We start from the raw sequence: 21,890 nt of genomic DNA, 5'->3' as shown, positions 1-21,890 counted from the left end.
CTACTCCTCGGTTACACGACGCTGAACGGTCTTGGTGCTGATATCGAACAGGTAGGCCAAGTCGGCGTAGCTGAACCCCTTCGAGTGCAGCGGCTTCAACTGCTTTGCTTCGTCAAGCTGCAAGACGTCCAGCACATCGTCGCCAATGTGAACAGAGGTGGAGCTCGCCACCTGAGCGATAGTGGCCGCCGGCGGTACATCCTCCGCGTTCACGAATAGACGTCGCTTGCGATACTTCGTCGCCAGCGTCCGTAGTTCAGCTCCTGACAACCCTTCCGCCACCCACGACAGCAGATGCGCTTCAGCACGAGCGCTGTCGTCGGCACTGTCCAGTGAGCGAAGCGCAATCTGAACGCGCTGCTCGAACTCGGGCTTCGGCACTGCGAGCTGCACTTCGAAGCGGCGCCAGATCGCCGGGTCCAGCAAACCCTCGTGGTTGGTCAGGGCGATGGTGATACCTCTTCCAACCCGCACATCCATGTTCTGCAACAGGGCGTTGACCACTCGCTTGATCTCCCCCACCTCATTCGGGTCGTCTCGCACCTTGGCGAGGGCATCGAACTCGTCGAGGACGAGGACACAGTCGTACTTGTTCGCGAACGTGAACAGTGCCCCCAGATTGCGAGCGGTGGTTCCAAGGAAGGAGCTGATGAGTCCGTCGAGTCGCGCGAGAACAACAGGTCGTCCGAGCTGCTGCGCAAGCCACAACGCAAGAGTCGTCTTCCCTGTCCCAGGAGCGCCGTACACCAGGAGAGACAGCGACGGAGAAAGGCCGACCTCCCGGATTCGATCCGCGTTCATCCACTCCATGAGCAGCGCCTCGATGTTCGCATGGACAGACGCCGGGAAGAGCGGCAGAGTCGTGACCACGTCATCCGGCATGATGATGGTCGCCAACGGTGCTGACGAATCCTTATCAACAGGGACAGCTGACTGGGGACTCAGCTTCTCGAGACCGGTAGCGAGAGGCACCGCGCGACTGCTCTGCGTGAGACGACTCGGGGCGAGTTCCGTGTTGCGAGAACGGCGGTTGAGCAGCTTGGAAAGCGCCTCAGCCTGAGCATCCTCTCCGTCTGCAACGAGAGCCTCGACAAGGCGTTGAACCTGATGGCTCAGACGCGCGGAGTCGTTCCCCAGTGCGACGCGGACAAGAGACGTGACAATCGGGAAGTGCTCCATGGTGGACAGTCTACGGGCGACGTCGGACATTTCGAGGGCATAAGTGGACAGTTAGATCAAGAATTGAGACGAAATCACGCCTGGGGTGGACCAACCACCTCCTCCCCTCGATGACGTCAGAGGCGAGCCATCACGTCCGCAACGCCTGCTCTGAACCGCGGGCAGGTCGCGATGTCGTGCGAGCGGCAGTTCATCGCGTGCTCGGTCATCTCGCGCGACCGGCGCATGTCCTCCATCCGACGGTCGATGTCGTCGAGATGCTGCTGGAGCACCTGATGACGCTCGCGTGCCCCGTCGTCGAGCATCACGCCGATCTGCTCCAACGTCATCCCCGCACCCTTGCTGCGCTGGATGACAGCGATACGCACGATCTGATCCTCGTCATACGTTCGTCGACCGCCGGCGTCGCGTTCCGGGGACAACAACTTCATGCTCTCCCAGTGCCGCAGGACGTTCGTGGGCAGCCCCACTGCGGTTGCAACCTCACCGATGCTCATACGCCTCATCGGACGTCGTCTCTGCTTCGGCGCACCGGCCACAGGGAAGTGTCCAGCGCCTCCTCGAGACGAGTAATCGTCCGCAGGTCGGGCCACCTCGCACCTGTCAGGATGTTGCGGATCGTCCCCTCGTCGAGATCCGCGGTGTCGGCGATAGAGCGTACGCTGACACCAGACTTCACGCGGCGCCGGGCATCAATCGCGGCCTGCAGGTTCAGGGCAAGCAGACGCGCTCTTTCGCCAGCGATGTCGGGCGAGGGCGCCGTCGGCCAAGGTTTAGCGAGCTCGGCCGGAGTCTTTCGTGGAGTTTTTGGCATGGGTACTTTCCAATAGAGAGTGTCAAAACCGCGGAATTCCGCCGGTCAAGTAGAGCCGTTCAGTCAAGTACCGTGCGCCTGTCCAACTTGAGGGAACAAATACCCCGAGTTGGGTGACGATTGACAATCGAACCGCGACGCGACCTCGCCGACGGACCAGGGGGTCTCGACACTTGACTTCATGTTGACATGAAGTCACACACTGAGGGAGAACGCAAGCTCGACCCCTCGGAAGGACCACCATGTACGACGCGATCATCATCGGCGCAGGACCCGCAGGCCTGCAGGCGGCGCTGACACTCGGGCGGATGCACCGCCCCGCTCTCCTTCTCGACTCGGGTGAGTACCGCAACGGCACCGTCCTGCACATGCACAACGTCATCGCCGCCGACGGCACACCGCCCGCGGAGTTCCGGGCGACCGCGCGGGAGCAGCTCGCGGCATACGACGATGTCGAGATCCGCGACGTCGCGGCCCAGACCGTCACCGGGGTGGAGGGCGGCTTCACGGTGCACCTCGCCGACGGCGATGCGGTCGAGGCGCGCCAGGTGATCCTCGCGACGGGTGTCGTCGATGACCTGCCGCCGGTGCCCGGACTGCAGGAGCTGTGGGGCACCGGGGCATTCACGTGTCCGTTCTGCGACGGCCACGAGCATGCGGGACGCTCGATCGGCATCCTCGGCCCCGCCGCTCGCGCCGAGCATCTGATCGGGCTGCTCGGTCCGATCGTGGGAGAAATCACGGTGTATCCGGTCGATCAGACCTTCACGGCCGAGGAGGTCGAGACTCTCTCGCGCCGACGAGCTCGGGTCAGCACCGCACCTGTCACCGCCCTGAGCCGGATCGACGACGGCGTGCGCATCGCCACGGATTCCGGCGACCAGACCGTGGCAGGCGTCTTCGTGGCAGCCGGCTCGCAACGACACCGCGCACCGTTCGCCGACCAGCTCGGACTGCACCTGCTGCCGTCGGGATCGATCGAGGTCGACGACTTCGGGCGCACGTCGACGCCGGGCGTCTTCGCCGCGGGTGACCTCGCGCACCGCGCGTCGCTGCCCGGCCCGATGGCCGCGGTGCTGCTCGCCGCCGCCGCCGGTCAGATGGCGGCCGTCGGCGTGATCCAGTCGCTCATGGTCGGCTGACCCCGGCCGGCATCCGCGTCGGATCGCTCGCCGGACGACTTCCGCCCGCCGGAGACGACAACTCAGGCGGTCCGGACAGACGAGATCTCAGACCGCGCCGACGTCGACCGCGCCGCTGGTCGACGCGGGCTCGGCGTAGGCGACCTCGCGCCACACATCACCGACGAGTTCGAACGAGGTGACGCTCGACAGTGCGCACCGTCGCGTGCGCGGGTCGTGTCGGAGCGGCAGTCCCGCGACCCGCAGATGCGTGATCCAGATCGGGGCCTGGTGCGACACCATGACGATGTCACCGCCGTCCACCGCACGCCAGGCTTCACCCATCGCGCTCAGCATCCGCTCCGCGATCGACGTGTACGGCTCGCCCCAGCTCGGCAGCGAGGGCTGCCGCAGGTGCCACCAGTTGAGCGGGTTCATGAGAGAGCGCCGCATCTGCGTGCCCTCGAACACGTTCGTCGGTTCGATGATGCGGATGTCGATCTCGGGAACCAGATCGAATCCGGTCGCGAACGGCTCCGCCGACTCCTGCGCGCGCTCCAACGGAGAGGAGTACAGCGCGGCGACCGGTCGATCCAGGCCGGAGACGTGGTCGGCCGCCGCCTGCGCCATGCGGCGCCCGGCCCTGCTCAGGTGGTAATCCGGCAGCCGCCCGTAGAGCACGCGCTTCGGATTGTGGACCTCACCGTGACGAACGAGATGCAGTCGCGACGCCACCATGTCAGATCGCGCGGTAGCGGGACTCGCCGAAGCCGATGATCAGATACCCGATGTAGGGGAAGACGAACAGCAGGAAGAACGAGAAGAACCCGCCCTTGCCGTACCGCTCCCCGAGCCTGATCGCCACGATGATGCCGAACACGAAGCCCACGATGGGAATGAGGTACAGCAGCGCGAGCCAGCCGGACATCCCGGCGATCTTGACGAGGAACACCACGTTCACGATCGGGATGATCGCGAGGATGCCGGGGTAGCCGGCCTTCGTGAACACCTTCCACAACCCGATCACCACGAGGATGTAGAAGACGAGGGTGATGAGCCCCGCCGTGCCGGAGAAGATCGTTGCGAACAGGTCGGAGATGCCGTTGGAGTCCATGGTGCGCCTTTCCCTCGTGGAGATCCTACTGATCGATGTGCCACCGGCGGAGGAGGCGACACCCGCCCCCGTAGAATGGGCGGGTTCATCATTTCCCAGATCAGGAGGAATCCTCCGTGCTTCGCACCCACTCGGCAGGCTCACTGCGAGCCGAGCATATCGGTCAGACCGTCACCCTCTCGGGTTGGGTCGATCGCCGTCGTGATCACGGAGGAGTCGCGTTCATCGATCTTCGGGATGCATCGGGCATCGCTCAGGTCGTCATCCGCGACGAAGAGGTGGCGCACCCGCTGCGCAACGAGTTCGTCCTGAAGGTGACCGGCGAGGTCTCCCGCCGCCCCGACGGCAACGCGAACCCCAACCTGCCCACCGGCGAGATCGAGCTCATCGCGACCGACGTCGAGGTGCTGAACGAGTCCGCTCCCCTGCCGTTCCAGGTGTCGACCGCCGTCGCCGACACCGAGACGGTCGGCGAGGAGGCCCGTCTCAAGTACCGGTACCTCGACCTGCGTCGCCCGGCCGCGGCATCCGCTCTGCGTCTGCGCTCGAACGTCTACAAGGCCGTCCGCGACGTGCTGCACGGCGAGGACTTCACCGAGGTCGAGACGCCGACGCTCACGCGCTCGACGCCCGAGGGCGCCCGCGATTTCGTCGTGCCCGCTCGCCTGCACCCTGGCAGCTGGTACGCCCTGCCGCAGTCGCCGCAGCTGTTCAAGCAGCTGCTCATGGTCGGCGGCGTCGAGAAGTACTACCAGATCGCGCGCTGCTATCGCGATGAGGACTTCCGCGCCGACCGGCAGCCCGAGTTCACGCAGCTCGACATCGAGATGAGCTTCGTCGACCAGGAAGACGTCATCACGCTGATGGAGTCGCTCATCCAGGCGATGTGGAAGACCATCGGCGTCGAGGTGCAGACCCCGCTGCCGCGCATGACGTACGCCGACGCGATGGCGAAGTACGGCTCCGACAAGCCCGACCTGCGTTTCGGACTCGAGCTCGTCGAGGCGACCGAGTACTTCGCGAACACCCCGTTCCGCGTCTTCCAGGCCGAGTACGTCGGCGCCGTCGTCATGCCGGGTGGTGCGAGCCAGCCCCGTAAGCAGCTCGACGCGTGGCAGGACTGGGCCAAGCAGCGCGGCGCCCGCGGCCTCGCGTACGTCCTCTTCAACGAGGACGGAACACTCGGCGGCCCCGCGGCCAAGAACCTTTCCGAGGCCGAGCAGGCGGGTCTCGCGGAGTTCGTCGGCGCTTCGGCCGGTGACTGCGTGTTCTTCGCCGCCGGATCGACGAAGGAGAGCCGCGCGCTCCTCGGCGCGGCTCGCGTCGAGATCGGTCGCCGACTGGGCTACCTGAACCCCGACGAGTTCGCCTTCACGTGGGTCGTCGACGCTCCGATGTTCGAGCCCGCAGCGGATGCCGTCGCATCAGGCGACGTCGCCGTCGGCGCCGGAGCATGGACCGCCGTGCACCACGCGTTCACGGGTCCGAAGCCGGAGTTCCAGGACACGTTCGACACCGACCCCGGTTCGGCTCTCGCCTACGCGTACGACATCGTGTGCAACGGCTCCGAGCTCGGCGGCGGATCGATCCGCATCCATCGCGAAGACGTGCAGAAGCGCGTGTTCGAGGTCATGGGCATCAGCGACGAGGTCGCGCAGGAGCAGTTCGGCTTCCTGCTCGACGCGTTCAAGTTCGGCGCCCCGCCCCACGGCGGGATCGCGCTCGGCATGGATCGCGTGCTGCAGCACCTGACGAAGACCGAGTCGATCCGCGACGTCATCGCGTTCCCGAAGTCCGGCAACGGCTTCGACCCGCTGACCGCGGCTCCTGCTCCGATCACCGCCGAGCAGCGCGCCGAGGCCGGCGTCGACTTCGAGCCCGAGGACGACGAGGCCTGATCCCTGTCCTCGAGAGGCCCTCTTCCGCTGCGGCGGGAGAGGGCCTCTTCGTCACCCCCGTTCGTTGAGCGAAGACGACGAAGTCGACTGAGACGAAACGCCGCAAGCCGACCTCACCACGTTTCGTCTCGGGCGGCTCCGCCGGCCTCGCTCAACCACCGATCTGCGCAAGCGCCGGCGCGATGTTCTCGTTCCACACGTCGACACCGAGCTTGGCGATCAGCGCGACCACCACCACGAGGAACACGACGCGGATGAAGGTCGTGCCGCGCGAGATCGCCATGCGGGAGCCGAGGTAGCTGCCGGCGACGTTGGCGACAGCGAGGATGCCACCGAGGAGCCACAGCACGGCGCCGTGCGGGATGAACAGCAGCAGCGCGCCGGTGTTCGTGGCGAGGTTCACGATCTTGGCCTTCGCACTCGCCTGGAGGAAGTCGTAGCCGAGCAGCGCGACGAGCGAGATCACCAGGAACGTGCCCGTGCCCGGCCCGATCAGACCGTCGTAGAAGCCGATCACGAGCCCGGCGAGCCCGGCCATGATGTGGTGCTTGTGACCGCTGAAACGCAGCCGAGTCGCGGCTCCCATCTGCGGCCGGAACGCGGTGAACAGCGCGACGGCGAGCAGCGCGACCACGATGATCGGCTTGAACGCGGCAGCAGGCAGCACGGTGGCGACCGCGGCTCCCCCGAAGGAGCCGGCGAGCGCGATCGCGGCCATCGGCAACGCGGTGCGGATGTCGGGTTTCGCGCGCCGATAGTACGTGACGCTGCTCGTGGCGGTGCCGAAGACGGAGGCGAGCTTGTTCGTCGCGAGTGCCTGGATCGGCGAGATGCCGGGGATCAGCAGCAGCGCGGGGAGCTGCAGCAGCCCTCCGCCGCCGACGACGGCGTCGATCCAGCCGGCAGCGAACGCCGCGACGATGACGAGGATCAGCGTGCCCCAGGTGAGCTGCTCGAGCCCGAGCACACTGCCGATGTCCATCCGTCCAGGATGTCAGATCGCCGGCATCGCGCGATGCGCGCGGGCCCGCCCCGACCCGCCACGACTCGGACACCTCTCGTTCACCCGGGCCGGGATCGTCGGCAACCCGCGGCTCATAGTGTCCTCTCGCAACCCGAATCCGGCTCACAGCGCCGGCACCGAGAGGACCCTGATGACGAACTTCCACCGCCGCGCGCGCATCGGCGCCGGCATCGCCCTGTTCACCACCGCCGCGCTCGGCCTCACGGCCTGCGCCACCGGCACGGAGGCGACGGCTTCCTCCGGCGGAGGCGAGGCCGTCGACGCCGCCGCCGCGACGTCGGTCGACGACTTCGGCTCGTTCGCCGACCTCGAAGAGACCGCCAAGGCCGAGGGACAGCTCAACGTCATCGCCCTTCCGCGCGACTGGGCGAACTACGGCGAGATCCTCGATCTGTTCGCCGAGAAGTACCCCGAGATCACGATCAACGAGGCCTCGCCCGACGTCTCGAGCGCCGAGGAGATCCAGGCGGCGAAGACGAACGAGGGCCTCGACACCGCCCCCGACGTGTTCGACCTCGGCCTGACGGTCGCTCTGCAGAACACCGACGTGTTCGCGCCGTACCAGGTGCAGACGTGGGACGAGATCCCCGACGCGCTCAAGGAGAAGACCGGTCTCTTCGTCGGCGACTACGGCGGATACATGTCGATCGGCTACGACTCCTCGAAGTACGACGCCCCCGAGTCCCTCGACGACCTGAAGGATGCGGCGTACAAGGGCGCCGTCGCCATCAACGGCGACCCGACCCAGGCCGGTGCGGCCTTCGCCGCCGTCGGTCTCGCGACGGTGCAGTCCGACGGCACGCTCGACGACTTCCAGCCGGGCATCGACTTCTTCGCCGAGCTGCAGAAGGCAGGCAACCTGCTCAAGGTCGACGTGACCACGGCGACCGTCGCGAGCGGCGAGACCCCCGTCGTCTTCGACTGGGACTACCTGAACGCCGCGCACACGGCGGACAACAAGGACTGGAAGGTCGTCGTCCTCGACGGCACCGGTTACGCCGGCTACTACAACCAGGCGATCAACAAGGATGCCCCGAACCCGGCCGCCGCGCGCCTGTGGCAGGAGTTCCTGTACAGCGACGAGGTGCAGAACCTGTGGCTCAAGGGCGGCGCCCGCCCGGCACGCATGGAGGCCATGACCGAGGCCGGCACGATCGACGCCGACCTCGCCGCGGCCCTTCCCGAGGTCCCGAGCGAGACGGTCGTCCCGACCGAGGAGCAGTCGACGAACGCCGGCACGCTGCTCGGCGAGAAGTGGGCAGCGGCGGTCCAGTGACCACTGCCACCACGACGGGGGCGGATGCCTCGGCTTCCGCCCCCGTCTCCCTCCCTCCCCGGAGCGCCGGGTCCGCGACGTCGTCGCCGACCCGGCGCTCCGCGCCGTCCGTCGCGTGGCTCGGTCTCGTCCCCTTCGCCGCCTACGTGGTGCTGTTCCTCGCGGTGCCGACCGTGCTCGCCATCGGCTCGGGGTTCTTCACGAAGGACGGATCCTTCACCTGGTCGAACGTCTCGGCGCTCAGCGACCCGGTCGTCCTCACCACGTTCGCGAACTCCGCCGGACTGTCGCTGCTCACGGCCGTGGTCGGCGCCATCATCGGCGCCCTGGTCTGCTATGCCCTGCTCGGCATGAACCCCGACGGCGTCGTGCGCTCGACGGTGGATGCCGCTGCCGGGGTTCTCGCCCAGTTCGGCGGCGTCATGCTCGCGTTCGCGTTCATCGCCACGATCGGCATCCAGGGCGTGGTCAAGCTGTTCCTGCAGGACGCCTTCGGCATCGACATCTTCGCGAACGGCACCTGGCTGTACGAGCTCCCCGGCCTGATCCTCCCGTACATCTACTTCCAGATCCCGCTCATGGTCATCACGTTCATGCCCGCCCTCGCCGCGCTCAAGCCGCAGTGGGCCGAGGCGAACCTCACGCTCGGCGGCACCCGGTCGAGCTTCTGGCTGCGCATCGGCATCCCCGTGCTCGCCCCCTCGTTCCTCGCCAGCCTGCTGCTGCTCTTCGCGAACGCCTTCTCGTCGTACGCGACCGCCGCCGCTCTCGCCAGTCAGGGGTCGCAGATCGTGCCGCTGCAGATCCGCGCGTCACTCACCAGCGAGACCGTGCTCGGACGGGAGAACCTGGCCGGCGCCCTGGCGCTCGGCATGATCGTGATCGTGGGAGTCGTGATGGCCCTGTACTCGCTCATCCAGCGCCGGGCAGCGAGGTGGCAGTCGTGAACCGTCTCGGCCCCTCCCTCGCGACGCGGTGGGTCATCGGCATCGTCGTCGGCGTGTTCTTCGCGATACCGCTGATCTCGACCTTCCTCTACACGCTGCGGGGCACCGACGGCGCGCTGTCGTTCGAGCGCTGGACGGCTCTGTTCGATCCGGCGCAGTCGGCCGCGATCAGGCCGATCTGGACGGGTCTCGGCAACTCGCTGATCCTCGCCGTCGTGACGGTCGCGATCGTGCTGCTCCTTCTCGCGCCGACGATGATCCTGGTGAACCTGCGCTTCGCGAAGCTCAAGCCTCTCTTCGAGTTCGCGGTGCTGCTTCCGATCTCGATCCCGGCCATCGTGCTCGTCGTCGGGCTCGCCCCGATCTACCTGCAGATCGGCCGCACCCTGGGCACCGGCACCTGGACTCTGGCCTTCGCCTACGGCATCACCGTGCTGCCGTTCGCGTACCGGTCGATCCAGGCCTCGATCGACGCGGCCGATCTGCGCACTCTCGCCGAGGCCGCCCGCTCACTGGGCGCGAGCTGGCCCACCGTGGTTCTCAGGGTGCTCGCCCCGAACCTGCGCCAGGGACTGCTCGCGGCCTCGCTGATCTCGATCGCGGTCGTGCTCGGCGAGTTCACGATCGCCTCGCTCCTGAACCGTCAGGTCTTCCAGACGGCCATGGTGGTCGTGCAGAAGCAGGACCCGTACGCTCCGGCGATCTTCACCCTTCTGGCGCTGCTGTTCGTCTTCCTGCTGCTCCTCCTCATCGGCCGCGTCGCGCGCGGCACCGGAAAGGCCCGCTCATGACCCTCCCCCAGACCGCCGACAACATGCTGCTCGCCGAGGCGGGCGAGGGCACCAGGGTGCAGCTCCAGGGCATCGTGAAGAGCTACTCCGGCACGACCGTGCTGCACGGCGTCGACCTCGACATCGCTCCGGGTGAGTTCGTCTCGCTGCTCGGCCCATCGGGCTGCGGCAAGACCACGCTGCTGCGTGTGCTCGCCGGGCTCGAAGGGCTCGACAGCGGCGCCGTGCTCCTCGACGGCGGCGACGTCTCGCGCGTCCCCACGAACAAGCGCGACATCGGCATGGTCTTCCAGTCGTACTCGCTGTTCCCGCACCTGCGCGTCGCGGAGAACACCGCGTTCGGCCTGCGCCGCCGCGGCATCGGAAAGGCCGAGGCCGCGAAGCGCGCGCTCGACGCCCTCGCCCTCGTGGGCCTCGCCGACTTCGCCGACCGCTTCCCGCATCAGCTCTCGGGCGGGCAGCAGCAGCGTGTCGCGCTCGCCCGCGCCCTCGTCACCGAGCCGAAGGTGCTCCTGCTCGACGAGCCGCTCTCGGCCCTCGACGCGAAGGTGCGGGTGCAGCTGCGCGACGAGATCCGCCGCATCCAGCTCCGCCTCGGGATCACCACGGTCTTCGTCACCCACGATCAGGAGGAGGCACTGGCCGTCTCCGATCGGATCGCGGTGATGAACTCCGGCCGGATCGAGCAGATCGGCACCCCCGAGCAGCTCTACACGACCCCGTCGACCGCCGGAGTCGCCGCATTCGTCGGGCTCTCGAGCGTGGTGTCCGGCGTCGCGGAGGGCGACCACGTCATGGTCTGGGGCCAGCGGCTCCCGCTGCAGTCGCCGGCCGACGGCCCCGTCGACGTCTACCTGCGGCCTGAGAACGTGCACTTCGCCTCGGAGGCGGATGCCGCGACGGACGCGCTCGTTCAGGAGAGCACGTTCCTGGGCAGCATGCGCCGCACACTCGTGCGCACCGAGTCGGGCGAGCTGGTGCGGTTGCAGCACTCCCCCGGCATCCACCCGGCGTTCGGCGACCGGGTGCGGATCGCCGTGGCACCGGAGCCCGTGGCCGTGCATCCGCGGGGCTGACTCGCACTAGCCCTGGCCGGTACTCCGGGATACCGTGATCCCCGAGGGGCGCCTCTCCCTCGATTCGGCAGAGAAAGGACTCCTCATGGCAGGCAAGTTCGAGCTGTACACCGACAGCGCCGGTGGTCACCGGTTCCGTCTGAAGGCCGGCAATGGCGAGGTGATCGCGTCGAGCGAGAGCTACACGACGCGGTCCGCCGCGAAGAACGGCGTCGAGTCGGTCAAGTCCAACGCCCCAGGAGCGACGGTCGTCGAGCTCGACTGACCTGCACTCCGCACTTCACACACGGACCCCCTCCTGCCGACTCAGCAGGAGGGGGTCTCCGTGTGCGGGTGATCCGAGGGTCAGAGCACTCGGGCGAGGAAGTCCTGGGTGCGCGGATGCTGCGGGTTGCCGAGCACCTCGCGCGGGTCGCCCTCCTCGACGATGTGCCCGCCGTCCATGAAGATCAGGCGTGAGCCGACCTCGCGCGCGAACCCCATCTCGTGCGTGACCACGAGCATGGTCATGCCCTCGTCCGCAAGCGAGCGCATGACCTGCAGCACCTCACCGACGAGCTCGGGGTCGAGAGCCGAGGTGGGCTCGTCGAACAGCATCATGTCGGGGTTCATGCACAGTGCACGCGCGATGGCGACGCGCTGCTGCTGCCCGCCCGAGAGGTGTCCGGGGAAGGCATCGGCCTTCTCCGACAGTCCGACGCGTCCGAGCATCTCCTTCGCGACGCGCTCGGCCTCGGCCTTGGTGCGCTTCTTCACGCGCTGCTGCGCGATCATGAGGTTGCCCATCACATCGAGGTGCGGGAAGAGGTTGAAGCTCTGGAACACCATGCCGATGCGCGTGCGCACCCGGTCGATGTCGACGTCGGGGTCGGTGATGTCGATGCCCTCGATCAGCACCTTGCCGCCGGTCGGCTCCTCGAGCAGGTTCACCGAGCGCAGCAGCGTCGACTTCCCCGATCCCGACGGGCCGATGATGCAGACGACCTCGCCCTTCGTGACGGTGAGGTCGATGCCCTTGAGCACCTCGTTGTCGCCGAAGCTCTTCACGAGCCCCTGCAGGTCGATCGCCGGCGCGTGGACGTCAATCAGTTCGGTGATCATCGCTGCCTCGACATCCTTCGTTCCAAATACGCAGTAAAGCGAGTGAGTGGGATCGTCACAAGCAGGTACAGGATTGCCGCCATTATCAGAGGCGTCGCGTTCGAGTTCTGGGTGGTCGCATCGCGAGCGAACGTCGTTAGCTCCTTGGACCAGATGAACGACCCCGCGATAAAGAGCAGCGAGGTGTCCTTGAGCAGTAGCACGAATTCGTTCGTGAGCGGAGGGATAATGATCCGGAACCCTTGCGGAACGATGATCCAGAACGTCGTCTTCATAGGCGACAGCCCCAAGGATCGAGCCGCTTCCGTCTGTCCCTTGGGAACCGCTTGGATACCGGCTCGGATGGTCTCGGCCATATAGGCGGAGGCGACCAGGATGAGACCGATCAGCCCGAGAACCACCGGTCCGCCGAGCTGCTGACCACGGATGCCTGTCGCGATCGGCACGATAAACGCCACGCCGAAGATCGTGAGAATGGCCGGCAGTCCGCGGAATAGCTCGATCCACACGGTCGCGATCCAACGGAAGGGTCCGATACTTGACAGCTTCAGCAGCGCAAGGATGACGCCGAGCACAAGCCCGCCGATGAAAGCCACCGCAGTGAACCAGAGCGTGTTGACGAGAGCCGTCGTGATGATCCCGGGGAACATCTTCACGGCAACATCGAAGTTGAAGAAGAGCGGACCGATCTTGGCCCAGTTGGTGGTGACCGCGGCCCAGACGACTAATGCGATAAGAATCGCGTAGACGGCATATCGGTAGATCTTCTGCTTGGTCGTGCGCCTTAACGCCATCGTCAAGGTCCCTTCGCTCCCGATCTGTCCCCGATCACTTGACCGCGAGGTACTTGTCGAAGATCTCCTGATAGGTTCCGTCATCTCGGACCTCCTGAAGCGCGCTGTCGACCGCTTCTCGGAGAGCGTCCTTCTCACCCTTGGCGAAGGCGAACCCATACGACTCGTTCGTTTCGTAGGTTTCGACGATCTTGTAGGCGGAATCATCCTGCTCGTGAACGTAGTTCACGGGCTGGTCCTGGAGGATGGCTTCGATCTGGCCAGCCTGCATCGCCGGCCACAGCTCTCCGTCCGACGGGTACTGCACGAGAACAGCTCCTGGCGCATTCTCCGTCGCGTAGCTCTCGCCAGTCGTTCCCTGCTGCACGCCCACGTTCTTGCCGTCCAGGTCATCGATCGACTCGATTCCGGAATCCGCCCGCACGAGAAGAGACTGCATGGAGTCGACATACGGATCAGAGAAGTCGATGTTCGCCTTGCGCTCGTCGCTGATGGTCATTGCGGAAGCTCCCACGTCGCAAGTTCCAGCCGCCAAGGTGGTTCCCGACTGAAGCGCGTCGAACCCGACGTCCTGGACAGCGATCTCGAGGTCAAGCTTCTCCGCGACTGCTCCCAGGAGTTCGATGTCGAAGCCGGAGTATCCGCTCGGCGCGCTGCTGTCTTCGATCTCGAACGGCGGGTAGGGAACATCGGAGCAGACCGTGAGCTTTCCGGGTTCCACGAGGCCATACTCGTTGTCATCACCCGATCCGGCGTCTTCGCCGCCCGTCGCACAGCCTGCGAGGGCGAGGGTGGCGGTCGCGGCGAGCGCGATCCCGGCGATGATGTTGCGACGGCGCATGTCAGCTCCTGAACGACGAGGGTATGAGTGCCCACGGACGGGTAGGAGAACATCTAAACATGCACGACAGGGACGAGCGTGCCGTCGGCCGTCCCCCGCGGATCACATTTGTGTTGCAAGTATGACCGAATATGACGGACGTGTTACAGGTCGCGTCAGACCTCGAAGTCGACGGCCACTCGCGAGGCGACGACCGAGCGCACGTAGGCGACGACCTCTTCGTGCGCCGGGTGCACCTGGTACTCCTCCAGCGCGGCGAGGGAATCGACGTCCGCGACGAGCGTGACATCCCAGTTCGCGTCGGGGTATGCGACGTTCGCGCCGGCGGAGATCGATCGCAGCTGCGGCACGACGCCGTCGAGGGCGTTCAGGCGACGGGCGACCTCTGCCGCCTGCTCGGCGCGCTCTCCGGCGTCTTCGGCAGCGAGCTTCCAGCTGACCACGTGACGGATCATCGGGCGTCCTTCCTCAGCGCGTCCTCCTGGACGGCTTCTTCCAGCGCCTCGCGCAACCGGTCGGCCGAGAGACGCCAGTGGGCGTGGAGGTCGCCGTCGATGAGGACGACCGGGATCTTCTCCCACCACAGCTCGTAGAGCGCGGGGTCGTCCTGGATGGACGCCTCGACGATCTCGATGCGCTCGGCAGCGGCATCCGGCAGCTCCGCGACCACCGCATCGATGATGTCGGAGGCGACATCGCAGAGGTGGCAGTCGGGCTTGCCGATGAGGGTCAGCGTGGTCACGCCGACGGCACCTCGACAGCGCGCCCCTGGGCGATCCACTCTCCGGTGCCGCCTTCGACGTTCGTGGCGTCGTAGCCGCGGGCTTCGAGCGCCTCGACGACACGGGCGGAGCGACCGCCGGCCTGGCAGATCACGTCGAACGACTCGGCCGGGAGCTCTTCCAGGCGGTTGCCGATCTCGGACATCGGGATGTTGATAGCCCCGGGCACGTGGCCCGCCGCGAACTCGCCTACCTCTCGCACATCGATGAGCGGGGTGTTCGAGCGCTCGGCGAGCTCGGTGACGGTGATCGACTTCATGGCGTGCTCCTGCGACGAGACGGAAAACGAGGGCAGAGACACAAAGCGCCCGTCCGGAGACAGGCGCTCGTGTCTGGCCGCTTACTTCTTGTTGCGGCGCTGGTGGCGAGTCTTACGAAGCAGCTTGCGGTGCTTCTTCTTCGCCATGCGCTTGCGGCGCTTCTTGATGACAGAACCCACGGAAACCTCACTAAGTCAGTGGCTGGGCGTCGCACGGTGACGGACACCCGGGTACGGGCACGGAAAAATGCCTCGGATCAGTCTAGCAAACCGAACGGGCCTCTCCGTCACCCTCTCGGCGACGGGCGAGACACGCGGTCGGCGACGCTAGCCGACGTCGGCGATGGGTCGCTGCAGCGCTTCCGCGACAGCGGACTCCGGCACGCGGAAACTGCGGCCGAAGCGGATGGCCGGCAGCTCCCCAGCGTGCACCATCCGATACACGGTCATTTTCGACACGCGCATGAGCTCGGCGACCTCGGCCACCGTAAGGAACCGGACATCAGGCACCTCGGGCATCCCACGTACCCCTTTCTCGATTTGAGCACACTCTATGGGGAACTTGGGACGCGTGTAAACCCGCGTGACTCGTGTGATCAGTGAGGTTCTGGGACGGCGACGAGTTCCCGAGACAGAGGGAGGGCTCGGAGCACGCCGGGACGGCCCGCATCCCAGCGGAGTCATAGGAGCCATGCCGGGTCTGCTCAGACTCGTCTGCGACGCTGACGTCGGGACTCACGATGGCACCATCCGAGTCCCCGCGGGCTGGGGCCCGCAGCCTCGCCCCCGACGACAAGCCCCCCTGTCGCCGGGGGCGATGTGCGTGCGGCGGTCAGGCGCCGAGTCGCTTGAGTGCGGTCGCGACCACGTGCTTCGCCGATGCCGCGGCGCGGCCGACGACCTCGGCGGCGTGCGCGGCGCCGTCGGGAAGCGGCAGCCCGGGGTAGTCGATGTCCGGCGCGTCGTCGCCGTATGCGTCCATCAGGAACGGCACGAGCCAGTCGTCGACGGCCTCGAGCGGCTCGACGGCGAGGCTGTAGAAGCGGCGCTGGCCGTCTTCGCGCACGCTGACGAGATCGGCCTCGCGGAGGACCTTGAGGTGCTTGGACACGGTGGGCTGGCTGATGCCCAGGTCGGCGACGATGTGGCTCACGCTGGTGCCGGCATCGCCCTCTGACGTGCGGCGCAGGAGGAGCTGGAGGATGTCGCGCCTCGTGCCGTCTGCGATCACGTCGAAGATGTCGGTCATGAGATCAGGGTAGTCGTCCCTGGCACGGAGTACCATGACGAAGGCTCGGTGACCATGTCGAGCGACCGCGCTCACGCGGAGGCAGACAGAAGGGGGACGCGATGTCGGGCCTCGTTTCGGCGTCGTCACCCCGACAGCGGCTCGAGAGCGCCGCGTCCTGGGGCAAGCACCTCATCACGTCATCGCCGTCGCGCTTCGCGATCGTGATCTTCGCCCTGTTGATCCTCGTCTTCACGGTCCTGCTGTCGCTGCCGATCGCGTCGGCGACCGGCACCGTGACGCCCCTGGCCGACGCCCTGTTCACCGCGGTGTCGACCATCTGCGTCACGGGGCTCTCGACGGTCGACATGGCCACGCACTGGTCGCCCTTCGGCCACGTGCTCGTGTTCGTCGGCGTCAACATCGGCGCGCTGGGCGTGCTCACCCTCGCGTCGCTCATGGGCATGCTCATCTCGAAGCGCCTCGGCCTTCGGGCCAAGCTCATGGCGGCCGGCGACACCAATCCGCTGCGCGCCCATGGCGGCGTGGTCAACGAGAGCCAGACCGTGCGCCTCGGCGAGGTCGGCCAGCTCCTCACCACCGTCGCGCTCTCGGCCCTGATCATCGAAGGCGCGCTCGCGATCCTGCTCTACCCGGCACTCGTGATGGCCGGGGTCGAGCCCATCGCCGCGCTGTGGGAGGCGCCGTACTTCGCCGCGATGGCCTTCACGAACACGGGCTTCGCGCCGAATGCGGGCGGAGTCGCCGTCTTCGCCGACGACTACCTCGTGCTGTCGCTGCTGATGGTCGGCGTCTTCCTCGGCAGCATCGGCTTCCCGGTGATCTACACGCTCGCGAAGCACGTGTGGCACGTCAAGAAGTGGTCGCTGCACACCAAGCTCACACTCGTCACGACGGTGCTGCTGTTCGTGCTCGGTGCCGCCGTCTTCCTGATCCTCGAGTACGCCAACCCGAAGACCTTCGGATCGATGGATGCCGCGGACACGACCTTCCAGGCGTTCTTCCTCTCGGCGATGACCCGTTCCGGCGGCTTCAACGTCATCGAGATGGACGACCTCAACGGCTCGTCCCTGCTCGCCGCGAGCATGCTCATGTTCGTCGGTGGCGGCTCGGCATCCACCGCCGGCGGCATCAAGGTCACCACGCTCGCCGTGCTCGCCATCGCTGTGTGGTCCGAGGCCAAGGGTCGGCAGTCGGTCGAGGCCTTCGGTCGCCGCATCCCGAGCGATGTGCAGCGCGTCGCGCTCAGCGTCGTCGCCTGGGGTGCCACGATCGTCGCCCTCTCGACGATCATCATCGCGCAGATCACCAAGGCCGACATCAGCCACGTGCTGTTCGACGTGATCTCGGCCTTCGCGACCGTGGGCCTGTCGACCGGGCTCACGGCCGAGCTGCCCGACGCCGGCGCGTACGTGCTCGCCGCCACCATCTTCATGGGGCGCGTTGGTACAGTGACTCTCGCCGCGGCGGTCGCCGCGACGTCGCGAACGCAGTACTACTCACTGCCCGTGGAAAGGCCGATCGTTGGTTGAAGTCCTCCGGGGCGACGCTCCCGTCCTCGTCATCGGTCTCGGCCGGTTCGGTGCCGCGTGCGCGGGCGAGCTCGACCGCCTCGACCGCGAGGTGCTCGCGATCGACGACAACCTCGAGCTCGTGCAGAAGTGGTCCGATCGCGTCACGCACACCGTGCAGGCCGATGCCAAGAACATCGACGCCCTGCGCCAGATCGGCGCGCAGGACTTCCAGGTCGCCGTCGTCGCCGTCGGCTCCTCGATCGAAGCGTCGGTGCTGATCACCGCGAACCTGGTCGACCTCAAGGTGCCGCAGATCTGGGCCAAGGCCGTCTCTCAGTCCCACGGCAAGATCCTCGCCCGCGTCGGCGCGAACCATGTCATCTATCCGGAGCGTGAAGCCGGCGAGCGCGTCGCCCACCTCGTGTCGGGACGCATGCTCGACTTCATCCGCTTCGACGACGACTTCGTGCTCGCGAAGATGTACCCGCCGAAGTTCATCCGCGGAGTCGGTCTCAACGAGTCGGGCGTGCGGAGCAAGTACAAGGTCACCGTGGTCGGCGTGAAGAGCCCGGGCAAGCCGTTCCGCTATGCCGAGGCGAACACGATCGTGACCAACCACGACCTGATCATCGTCTCGGGCACCAACAGCGACATCGAGCGGTTCGCCTCACTCGACCGCTGAGCGCGATCCGCTCGTGCCGCACGGGCAGACACCGCTGTCAGGCGTCGATGTCGAGGGCGATCTCGACGACGTCGTCCACGCCGAGGCCCTCGCGGTCCTGCAGCAGCTTCTTGACGGGGACGATGTAGCCGCCGTCCTTCGGCCAGAGCGCGGTCGTGACGGTGGTTCGGCCGATCGTGACGGATGCCGGGATCATGCCCCAGCCGTAGGTGACGACGCTCGCGACTTCGCCGATCATCTCGCTCTCGACGGGCGGCACCGTGACGAAGTGGAAGGGCGCGGGACCGCGCCAGAACCAGATCGCTCCCGAGAACCGCAGCTGCATGTCAGGATCCGGCGGCGAGCTCTCGGGCGCGCGCGAGGGCGGCGTCGGCGGCCTCCGCGAACGTGCGGTCGAGGTGCGCGTCCTGCAGCACGGCCACGGCCCGCTCCGTCGTGCCCTTCGGGCTGGTCACGCGGCGGCGGAGCTCCGAGGGCTCCTCCCCCGAGGCGTCGAGCAACGCGGTCGCGCCGATGAAGGTCTGCTCGACCATCAGTCGCGCGTCGGCCTCGGAGAAGCCCATGCCGGTGGCGGCCTTCGTGAGCTCCTCGATCAGGAGATACACGTAGGCGGGGCCGGAACCCGAGATGGTCGAGAGTGCGTCGATCTGCGATTCGGGCACCTCGACCACGGCGCCGACCGTCTCGAACAGGCGATGTACGAGAGCCAGGTCGTCGGCGGATGCCGCTGCGCCCGCCGCGAGGCCGGTCACCCCCTTGCCGACGGTCGCGGGGGTGTTCGGCATGGAGCGGATGACGCGGGCGTCGGCGCCGAGGTTGTCGGCGAAGGTCTGGATCGTGACACCGGCCGCGAGGCTCACGACGATCGCATCTTCCGCGAGATGCGGGGCGATCTCGCGCAGCAGATCGGGCACCATCGCCGGCTTCACGCCCACCAGGACGATCCGCGCCTTCGCCACCGCATCCGCGTTGCCGTCGGGGGTCTCGGACAGCGCGATGCTGGTGACGCCGTCGAGGTCGGCGGACGCCACAGCCTTCTCCGCCGTGCGGTTCGTGGCCGTGATGCCACCGTCGACGCGGATGCCGGATGCGACCACCCCTCGGAGGATCGCACCGCCCATCGAGCCGGCACCGAGGAACGCGAGAGCGGGAAGAGAGTCAGCCATGTCGTCATCCTACGGCGGGCATACCCGGTCTCAGCGGGGTACCCGATCTAGACTCGTCGCATGAGTGCATCGGGCGGCAGCAAGGCGATCATCGCGGCATTCCTGGCGAACCTCGGCATCGCTCTCGCGAAGTTCCTCGCCTGGGCGCTCTCGGGGTCTGCTTCTATGCTCGCCGAGGCCATCCACTCGGTCGCGGACTCCGGCAATCAGCTGCTGCTCATGCTCGGCGGCCGGAAGGCGAAGCGGGAGGCCGATCGCGCGCATCCGTTCGGCTACGGACGCGAACGCTACGTCTACGCCTTCGTGGTCTCGATCATCCTGTTCTCTGTGGGAGGGCTGTTCGCGATCTACGAGGCGATCGACAAGCTCACCCACCCGCACGAGCTCGATCCGACCTGGTGGTGGCTGCCGCTCGTCGTGCTCGTGGTCGCGATCGGACTGGAGTCGTTCTCCCTGCGCACCGCGGTGAAGGAGAGCAACCTCGTGCGCGACAAGGGCCAATCATGGGTGTCGTTCGTGCGACGCGCGAAGGCCCCCGAGCTGCCGGTCGTCCTGTTGGAGGATGTGGGCGCTCTCACCGGTCTCACCTTCGCCCTGCTCGGAGTCGGACTCACGGTGATCACCGGGAACCCCGTCTTCGATGCTCTCGGCACCCTGATGATCGGCATCCTTCTCGTTCTGATCGCGATCGTGCTCGGAGTCGAGACGAAGAGCCTCCTGGTGGGCGAGGGCGCGACCGCGGCGGATCACGACCGCATCGTCGACGCGATCAACGCCGGCGACGAGATCGAGAAGATCATCCACATGAAGACCCTCTACCTCGGCCCCGACGAGCTGATGGTCGCCGCGAAGATCGCCCTCAACGCCGACAAGCCGCTGCGCGAAGCCGCCGTGGATATCGACGCGATCGAGGCCCGCATCCGCGAGGCGATGCCGATCGCGCGGGTGATCTACATCGAGCCCGACGTGTATCGGCCCTCGCTCGACCCCGAACCGTCCACCGACGTGTTCGTGCTCAAGTCGTCGGACTGATCCCGCGCCGCCCTGCGGTTCAGCGGCGCTGCTCGAAGAAGTCCCGCAGCAGCGCGGTGGCGGCATCCGCCTCGACCCCTCCGATGACCTCGGCCCGATACGGCAGGCGCCTGTCGCGGAGCACGTCGTACATCGAGCCCGCCGCGCCCGCCTTCTCGTCCCAGGCACCGAACACCACCCGCCCGACGCGCGCCTGCAGAATGGCCCCGGCGCACATCACGCAGGGCTCGAGAGTCACGACGAGGGTGTGTCCGTCGAGGTTCCACGAGCCCACGGCTGCCGCGGCGGCGCGCAGCGCCTCGACCTCGGCATGACCTGTCGGGTCGTTCGTCGCCTCGCGAGTGTTGCGCCCTTCGGCGACGATGCGTCCCTCCGCGTCGAGGACGACGGCGCCCACGGGGATCTCCGATGCTGATGCGGCATCGGCCGCGAGCTCGAGGGCGCGGCCCATCGCGATCAGGTCGGCGGCGGTCATGCGTCGAGCCTACGACAGCCCGCTCGGCACCCTCCACGCCGATTCTCCCCCGGGGTCGACACCGCCGATGTCGTGCGAGAGCGTCCCGCGCATTAGCCTGTACCCATGCGTGTTCACGTCGCCGACCACCCTCTCGTCACCCACAAGCTCTCGGTCCTGCGCGACCACCGCACCCCGTCGCCCGTCTTCCGTCAGCTGACCGAGGAGCTCGTGACGCTGCTCGCGTACGAGGCGACTCGCAACGTCAAGGTCAGCCCCATCGAGATCACCACGCCGGTGACGACGACGATGGGCGTGAAGATCTCCGAACCGCGACCGATCGTGGTGCCCATCCTGCGCGCCGGCCTGGGCATGCTCGAAGGACTCGTCAAGCTGCTGCCGACCGCCGAGGTCGGATTCCTCGGCATGGTGCGCGATGAGGAGACGTTCGAGCCGACGACGTACGCCGAACGCCTTCCCGATGACCTGAGCGACCGCCAGTGCTTCGCGATCGACCCCATGCTCGCAACCGGCGGATCGCTCGCCGCCGCGATCCAGTTCCTCTTCGACCGAGGAGCCAAGGACGTCACGGCGATCTGCCTCCTGGGCACGCCGGAGGGCGTGGCCGCGATCGAGGCTCTGGTCGGCGATCGCGATGTGACGCTCGTCCTCGGGGCTCTCGACGAGCGCCTCAACGAGAAGGGCTACATCGTGCCCGGTCTCGGTGACGCGGGCGACCGCCTGTACGGCACCGTCTGAGTTCTGCGGCGCCGTCT

29 protein-coding genes are annotated in these 21,890 nt (G+C 67.0%); 11 read left to right on the top strand and 18 right to left on the bottom strand.

The window, feature by feature from the left end; genetic code table 11:
• From HWD99_RS01645 to HWD99_RS18740, 3 genes are all read right to left on the bottom strand, one after another.
• Window positions 1-1,179, bottom strand: coding sequence for an ATP-binding protein (locus tag HWD99_RS01645; RefSeq protein ID WP_241794494.1), 1,179 nt, complete (start codon window positions 1,177-1,179; stop codon window positions 1-3).
• A gap of 116 nt (window positions 1,180-1,295) precedes the next feature.
• Window positions 1,296-1,676: a MerR family transcriptional regulator gene (locus tag HWD99_RS01640; RefSeq protein WP_241794493.1), complete on the bottom strand. Its 381-nt coding sequence runs from the start codon at window positions 1,674-1,676 to the stop codon at window positions 1,296-1,298.
• A 5-nt stretch (window positions 1,677-1,681) separates the two neighbouring features.
• Window positions 1,682-1,993 carry a helix-turn-helix domain-containing protein gene (locus HWD99_RS18740; RefSeq protein WP_374205441.1) on the bottom strand — a complete coding sequence of 104 codons (312 nt, stop codon included), beginning with the start codon at window positions 1,991-1,993 and terminating at the stop codon, window positions 1,682-1,684.
• Between the two features lie 242 nt (window positions 1,994-2,235).
• Between HWD99_RS18740 and HWD99_RS01635 the strand changes: the two genes are divergently transcribed.
• A complete protein-coding gene (locus tag HWD99_RS01635; protein WP_241794492.1) occupies window positions 2,236-3,135 on the top strand; it encodes an NAD(P)/FAD-dependent oxidoreductase in 900 nt (299 codons plus the stop codon).
• A gap of 87 nt (window positions 3,136-3,222) precedes the next feature.
• Here HWD99_RS01635 and HWD99_RS01630 read toward each other — a convergent pair whose 3' ends face one another.
• Together HWD99_RS01630 and HWD99_RS01625 are read right to left on the bottom strand one after the other, a co-directional pair.
• A complete protein-coding gene (locus HWD99_RS01630; protein ID WP_241794491.1) occupies window positions 3,223-3,852 on the bottom strand; it encodes a histidine phosphatase family protein in 630 nt (209 codons plus the stop codon).
• 1 nt (window position 3,853) lies between these two features.
• Entirely contained in the window at window positions 3,854-4,228 is a 375-nt protein-coding gene (locus HWD99_RS01625; protein ID WP_241794490.1) for a DUF5684 domain-containing protein, read from the bottom strand.
• A gap of 116 nt (window positions 4,229-4,344) precedes the next feature.
• On the opposite strand from HWD99_RS01625, the gene aspS reads away from it, so the two are divergent.
• A complete protein-coding gene (gene aspS / locus HWD99_RS01620; RefSeq protein ID WP_241794489.1) occupies window positions 4,345-6,126 on the top strand; it encodes an aspartate--tRNA ligase in 1,782 nt (593 codons plus the stop codon).
• A 151-nt stretch (window positions 6,127-6,277) separates the two neighbouring features.
• On the opposite strand, the gene HWD99_RS01615 is transcribed toward aspS, so the two are convergent.
• Window positions 6,278-7,108 carry a TSUP family transporter gene (locus HWD99_RS01615; protein ID WP_241794488.1) on the bottom strand — a complete coding sequence of 277 codons (831 nt, stop codon included), beginning with the start codon at window positions 7,106-7,108 and terminating at the stop codon, window positions 6,278-6,280.
• 172 nt (window positions 7,109-7,280) lie between these two features.
• Between HWD99_RS01615 and HWD99_RS01610 the strand changes: the two genes are divergently transcribed.
• The 5 genes from HWD99_RS01610 to HWD99_RS01590 all read left to right on the top strand — a co-directional run bounded on the left by HWD99_RS01610 (window position 7,281) and on the right by HWD99_RS01590 (window position 11,505).
• The gene (locus HWD99_RS01610; protein ID WP_241794487.1) at window positions 7,281-8,426 is read left to right on the top strand and encodes an ABC transporter substrate-binding protein; all 1,146 of its coding nucleotides are present in this window, start codon (window positions 7,281-7,283) and stop codon (window positions 8,424-8,426) included.
• Window positions 8,423-9,373 carry an ABC transporter permease subunit gene (locus HWD99_RS01605; RefSeq protein ID WP_241794486.1) on the top strand — a complete coding sequence of 317 codons (951 nt, stop codon included), beginning with the start codon at window positions 8,423-8,425 and terminating at the stop codon, window positions 9,371-9,373. The genes HWD99_RS01610 and HWD99_RS01605 overlap by 4 nt, the downstream gene beginning before the upstream one ends.
• Window positions 9,370-10,164, top strand: a complete 795-nt coding sequence (locus HWD99_RS01600) for an ABC transporter permease (RefSeq protein ID WP_241794485.1) — start codon at window positions 9,370-9,372, stop codon at window positions 10,162-10,164. Before HWD99_RS01605 ends, HWD99_RS01600 begins: the two co-directional genes overlap by 4 nt.
• Window positions 10,161-11,240, top strand: a complete 1,080-nt coding sequence (locus HWD99_RS01595) for an ABC transporter ATP-binding protein (RefSeq protein WP_241794484.1) — start codon at window positions 10,161-10,163, stop codon at window positions 11,238-11,240. Before HWD99_RS01600 ends, HWD99_RS01595 begins: the two co-directional genes overlap by 4 nt.
• An 85-nt stretch (window positions 11,241-11,325) precedes the next feature.
• Window positions 11,326-11,505: a YegP family protein gene (locus HWD99_RS01590; protein ID WP_241794483.1), complete on the top strand. Its 180-nt coding sequence runs from the start codon at window positions 11,326-11,328 to the stop codon at window positions 11,503-11,505.
• Window positions 11,506-11,585: 80 nt separating this feature from the next.
• Here the strand turns inward: HWD99_RS01590 and HWD99_RS01585 are convergent, their stop codons facing one another.
• The 9 genes from HWD99_RS01585 to HWD99_RS01545 form a co-directional block, all read right to left on the bottom strand.
• Window positions 11,586-12,341 carry an amino acid ABC transporter ATP-binding protein gene (locus HWD99_RS01585; protein WP_241794482.1) on the bottom strand — a complete coding sequence of 252 codons (756 nt, stop codon included), beginning with the start codon at window positions 12,339-12,341 and terminating at the stop codon, window positions 11,586-11,588.
• Window positions 12,338-13,135 carry an amino acid ABC transporter permease gene (locus HWD99_RS01580; protein WP_241794795.1) on the bottom strand — a complete coding sequence of 266 codons (798 nt, stop codon included), beginning with the start codon at window positions 13,133-13,135 and terminating at the stop codon, window positions 12,338-12,340. Before HWD99_RS01580 ends, HWD99_RS01585 begins: the two co-directional genes overlap by 4 nt.
• 34 nt (window positions 13,136-13,169) lie before the next feature.
• Window positions 13,170-13,976, bottom strand: a complete 807-nt coding sequence (locus tag HWD99_RS01575; RefSeq protein WP_241794481.1) for a transporter substrate-binding domain-containing protein — start codon at window positions 13,974-13,976, stop codon at window positions 13,170-13,172.
• Window positions 13,977-14,131: 155 nt separating this feature from the next.
• The gene (locus HWD99_RS01570) at window positions 14,132-14,431 is read right to left on the bottom strand and encodes a Dabb family protein (RefSeq protein ID WP_241794480.1); all 300 of its coding nucleotides are present in this window, start codon (window positions 14,429-14,431) and stop codon (window positions 14,132-14,134) included.
• Complete coding sequence (locus HWD99_RS01565; protein WP_241794479.1) at window positions 14,428-14,718, bottom strand: glutaredoxin family protein; 291 nt, start codon at window positions 14,716-14,718, stop codon at window positions 14,428-14,430. Before HWD99_RS01565 ends, HWD99_RS01570 begins: the two co-directional genes overlap by 4 nt.
• Window positions 14,715-15,017 (bottom strand): rhodanese-like domain-containing protein, encoded by a 303-nt coding sequence (locus HWD99_RS01560; RefSeq protein ID WP_241794478.1) that lies wholly within the window; start codon window positions 15,015-15,017, stop codon window positions 14,715-14,717. Before HWD99_RS01560 ends, HWD99_RS01565 begins: the two co-directional genes overlap by 4 nt.
• An 81-nt stretch (window positions 15,018-15,098) precedes the next feature.
• Window positions 15,099-15,197, bottom strand: coding sequence for a 30S ribosomal protein bS22 (locus HWD99_RS01555; protein ID WP_003792170.1), 99 nt, complete (start codon window positions 15,195-15,197; stop codon window positions 15,099-15,101).
• Between the two features lie 147 nt (window positions 15,198-15,344).
• Complete coding sequence (locus HWD99_RS01550; protein ID WP_053098849.1) at window positions 15,345-15,536, bottom strand: helix-turn-helix domain-containing protein; 192 nt, start codon at window positions 15,534-15,536, stop codon at window positions 15,345-15,347.
• A 313-nt stretch (window positions 15,537-15,849) separates the two neighbouring features.
• On the bottom strand, window positions 15,850-16,266 hold the full coding sequence (locus tag HWD99_RS01545) for a helix-turn-helix transcriptional regulator (RefSeq protein ID WP_241794477.1): 417 nt from the start codon (window positions 16,264-16,266) through the stop codon (window positions 15,850-15,852).
• A gap of 101 nt (window positions 16,267-16,367) precedes the next feature.
• Between HWD99_RS01545 and HWD99_RS01540 the strand changes: the two genes are divergently transcribed.
• Both HWD99_RS01540 and HWD99_RS01535 read left to right on the top strand, forming a co-directional pair.
• Complete coding sequence (locus tag HWD99_RS01540; protein ID WP_241794476.1) at window positions 16,368-17,798, top strand: TrkH family potassium uptake protein; 1,431 nt, start codon at window positions 16,368-16,370, stop codon at window positions 17,796-17,798.
• A complete protein-coding gene (locus HWD99_RS01535; protein WP_050721759.1) occupies window positions 17,791-18,462 on the top strand; it encodes a TrkA family potassium uptake protein in 672 nt (223 codons plus the stop codon). Before HWD99_RS01540 ends, HWD99_RS01535 begins: the two co-directional genes overlap by 8 nt.
• Before the next feature lie 37 nt (window positions 18,463-18,499).
• Here the strand turns inward: HWD99_RS01535 and HWD99_RS01530 are convergent, their stop codons facing one another.
• Window positions 18,500-18,787 carry a DUF1905 domain-containing protein gene (locus tag HWD99_RS01530; RefSeq protein WP_241794475.1) on the bottom strand — a complete coding sequence of 96 codons (288 nt, stop codon included), beginning with the start codon at window positions 18,785-18,787 and terminating at the stop codon, window positions 18,500-18,502.
• Window position 18,788: 1 nt separating this feature from the next.
• Window positions 18,789-19,628 (bottom strand): pyrroline-5-carboxylate reductase, encoded by an 840-nt coding sequence (gene proC / locus HWD99_RS01525; protein ID WP_241794474.1) that lies wholly within the window; start codon window positions 19,626-19,628, stop codon window positions 18,789-18,791.
• 60 nt (window positions 19,629-19,688) lie between these two features.
• Here proC and HWD99_RS01520 point away from each other — a divergent pair, with 60 nt between their 5' ends.
• Window positions 19,689-20,660 (top strand): cation diffusion facilitator family transporter, encoded by a 972-nt coding sequence (locus tag HWD99_RS01520; RefSeq protein WP_241794473.1) that lies wholly within the window; start codon window positions 19,689-19,691, stop codon window positions 20,658-20,660.
• A 19-nt stretch (window positions 20,661-20,679) separates the two neighbouring features.
• Here HWD99_RS01520 and HWD99_RS01515 read toward each other — a convergent pair whose 3' ends face one another.
• Entirely contained in the window at window positions 20,680-21,135 is a 456-nt protein-coding gene (locus HWD99_RS01515; protein ID WP_241794472.1) for a nucleoside deaminase, read from the bottom strand.
• Window positions 21,136-21,240: 105 nt separating this feature from the next.
• Between HWD99_RS01515 and upp the strand changes: the two genes are divergently transcribed.
• A complete protein-coding gene (gene upp, locus HWD99_RS01510; RefSeq protein ID WP_045254751.1) occupies window positions 21,241-21,873 on the top strand; it encodes a uracil phosphoribosyltransferase in 633 nt (210 codons plus the stop codon).
• The last annotated feature ends 17 nt before the right edge of the window (window positions 21,874-21,890 follow it).

Origin of the sequence: Microbacterium sp. C5A9, assembly GCF_022627955.1 — a bacterium.
Classification (GTDB): Bacteria; Actinomycetota; Actinomycetes; order Actinomycetales; family Microbacteriaceae; genus Microbacterium.
This window is presented reverse-complemented; position numbering and strand designations above follow the sequence as displayed.

What these genes read in the sequence shown, in the direction of transcription:
- HWD99_RS01645 (WP_241794494.1), bottom strand. Translation starts at nt 1,179, where the DNA reads ATGGAGCACTTCCCGATTGTCACGTCTCTTGTCCGCGTCGCACTGGGG.
- HWD99_RS01640 (WP_241794493.1), bottom strand. Translation starts at nt 1,676, where the DNA reads ATGAGCATCGGTGAGGTTGCAACCGCAGTGGGGCTGCCCACGAACGTC.
- HWD99_RS18740 (WP_374205441.1), bottom strand. Translation starts at nt 1,993, where the DNA reads ATGCCAAAAACTCCACGAAAGACTCCGGCCGAGCTCGCTAAACCTTGG.
- HWD99_RS01635 (WP_241794492.1), top strand. Translation starts at nt 2,236, where the DNA reads ATGTACGACGCGATCATCATCGGCGCAGGACCCGCAGGCCTGCAGGCG.
- HWD99_RS01630 (WP_241794491.1), bottom strand. Translation starts at nt 3,852, where the DNA reads ATGGTGGCGTCGCGACTGCATCTCGTTCGTCACGGTGAGGTCCACAAT.
- HWD99_RS01625 (WP_241794490.1), bottom strand. Translation starts at nt 4,228, where the DNA reads ATGGACTCCAACGGCATCTCCGACCTGTTCGCAACGATCTTCTCCGGC.
- HWD99_RS01615 (WP_241794488.1), bottom strand. Translation starts at nt 7,108, where the DNA reads ATGGACATCGGCAGTGTGCTCGGGCTCGAGCAGCTCACCTGGGGCACG.
- HWD99_RS01610 (WP_241794487.1), top strand. Translation starts at nt 7,281, where the DNA reads ATGACGAACTTCCACCGCCGCGCGCGCATCGGCGCCGGCATCGCCCTG.
- HWD99_RS01595 (WP_241794484.1), top strand. Translation starts at nt 10,161, where the DNA reads ATGACCCTCCCCCAGACCGCCGACAACATGCTGCTCGCCGAGGCGGGC.
- HWD99_RS01590 (WP_241794483.1), top strand. Translation starts at nt 11,326, where the DNA reads ATGGCAGGCAAGTTCGAGCTGTACACCGACAGCGCCGGTGGTCACCGG.
- HWD99_RS01585 (WP_241794482.1), bottom strand. Translation starts at nt 12,341, where the DNA reads ATGATCACCGAACTGATTGACGTCCACGCGCCGGCGATCGACCTGCAG.
- HWD99_RS01580 (WP_241794795.1), bottom strand. Translation starts at nt 13,135, where the DNA reads ATGGCGTTAAGGCGCACGACCAAGCAGAAGATCTACCGATATGCCGTC.
- HWD99_RS01575 (WP_241794481.1), bottom strand. Translation starts at nt 13,976, where the DNA reads ATGCGCCGTCGCAACATCATCGCCGGGATCGCGCTCGCCGCGACCGCC.
- HWD99_RS01570 (WP_241794480.1), bottom strand. Translation starts at nt 14,431, where the DNA reads ATGATCCGTCACGTGGTCAGCTGGAAGCTCGCTGCCGAAGACGCCGGA.
- HWD99_RS01560 (WP_241794478.1), bottom strand. Translation starts at nt 15,017, where the DNA reads ATGAAGTCGATCACCGTCACCGAGCTCGCCGAGCGCTCGAACACCCCG.
- HWD99_RS01550 (WP_053098849.1), bottom strand. Translation starts at nt 15,536, where the DNA reads ATGCCCGAGGTGCCTGATGTCCGGTTCCTTACGGTGGCCGAGGTCGCC.
- HWD99_RS01545 (WP_241794477.1), bottom strand. Translation starts at nt 16,266, where the DNA reads ATGACCGACATCTTCGACGTGATCGCAGACGGCACGAGGCGCGACATC.
- HWD99_RS01540 (WP_241794476.1), top strand. Translation starts at nt 16,368, where the DNA reads ATGTCGGGCCTCGTTTCGGCGTCGTCACCCCGACAGCGGCTCGAGAGC.
- HWD99_RS01530 (WP_241794475.1), bottom strand. Translation starts at nt 18,787, where the DNA reads ATGCAGCTGCGGTTCTCGGGAGCGATCTGGTTCTGGCGCGGTCCCGCG.
- proC (WP_241794474.1), bottom strand. Translation starts at nt 19,628, where the DNA reads ATGGCTGACTCTCTTCCCGCTCTCGCGTTCCTCGGTGCCGGCTCGATG.
- HWD99_RS01520 (WP_241794473.1), top strand. Translation starts at nt 19,689, where the DNA reads ATGAGTGCATCGGGCGGCAGCAAGGCGATCATCGCGGCATTCCTGGCG.
- HWD99_RS01515 (WP_241794472.1), bottom strand. Translation starts at nt 21,135, where the DNA reads ATGACCGCCGCCGACCTGATCGCGATGGGCCGCGCCCTCGAGCTCGCG.
- upp (WP_045254751.1), top strand. Translation starts at nt 21,241, where the DNA reads ATGCGTGTTCACGTCGCCGACCACCCTCTCGTCACCCACAAGCTCTCG.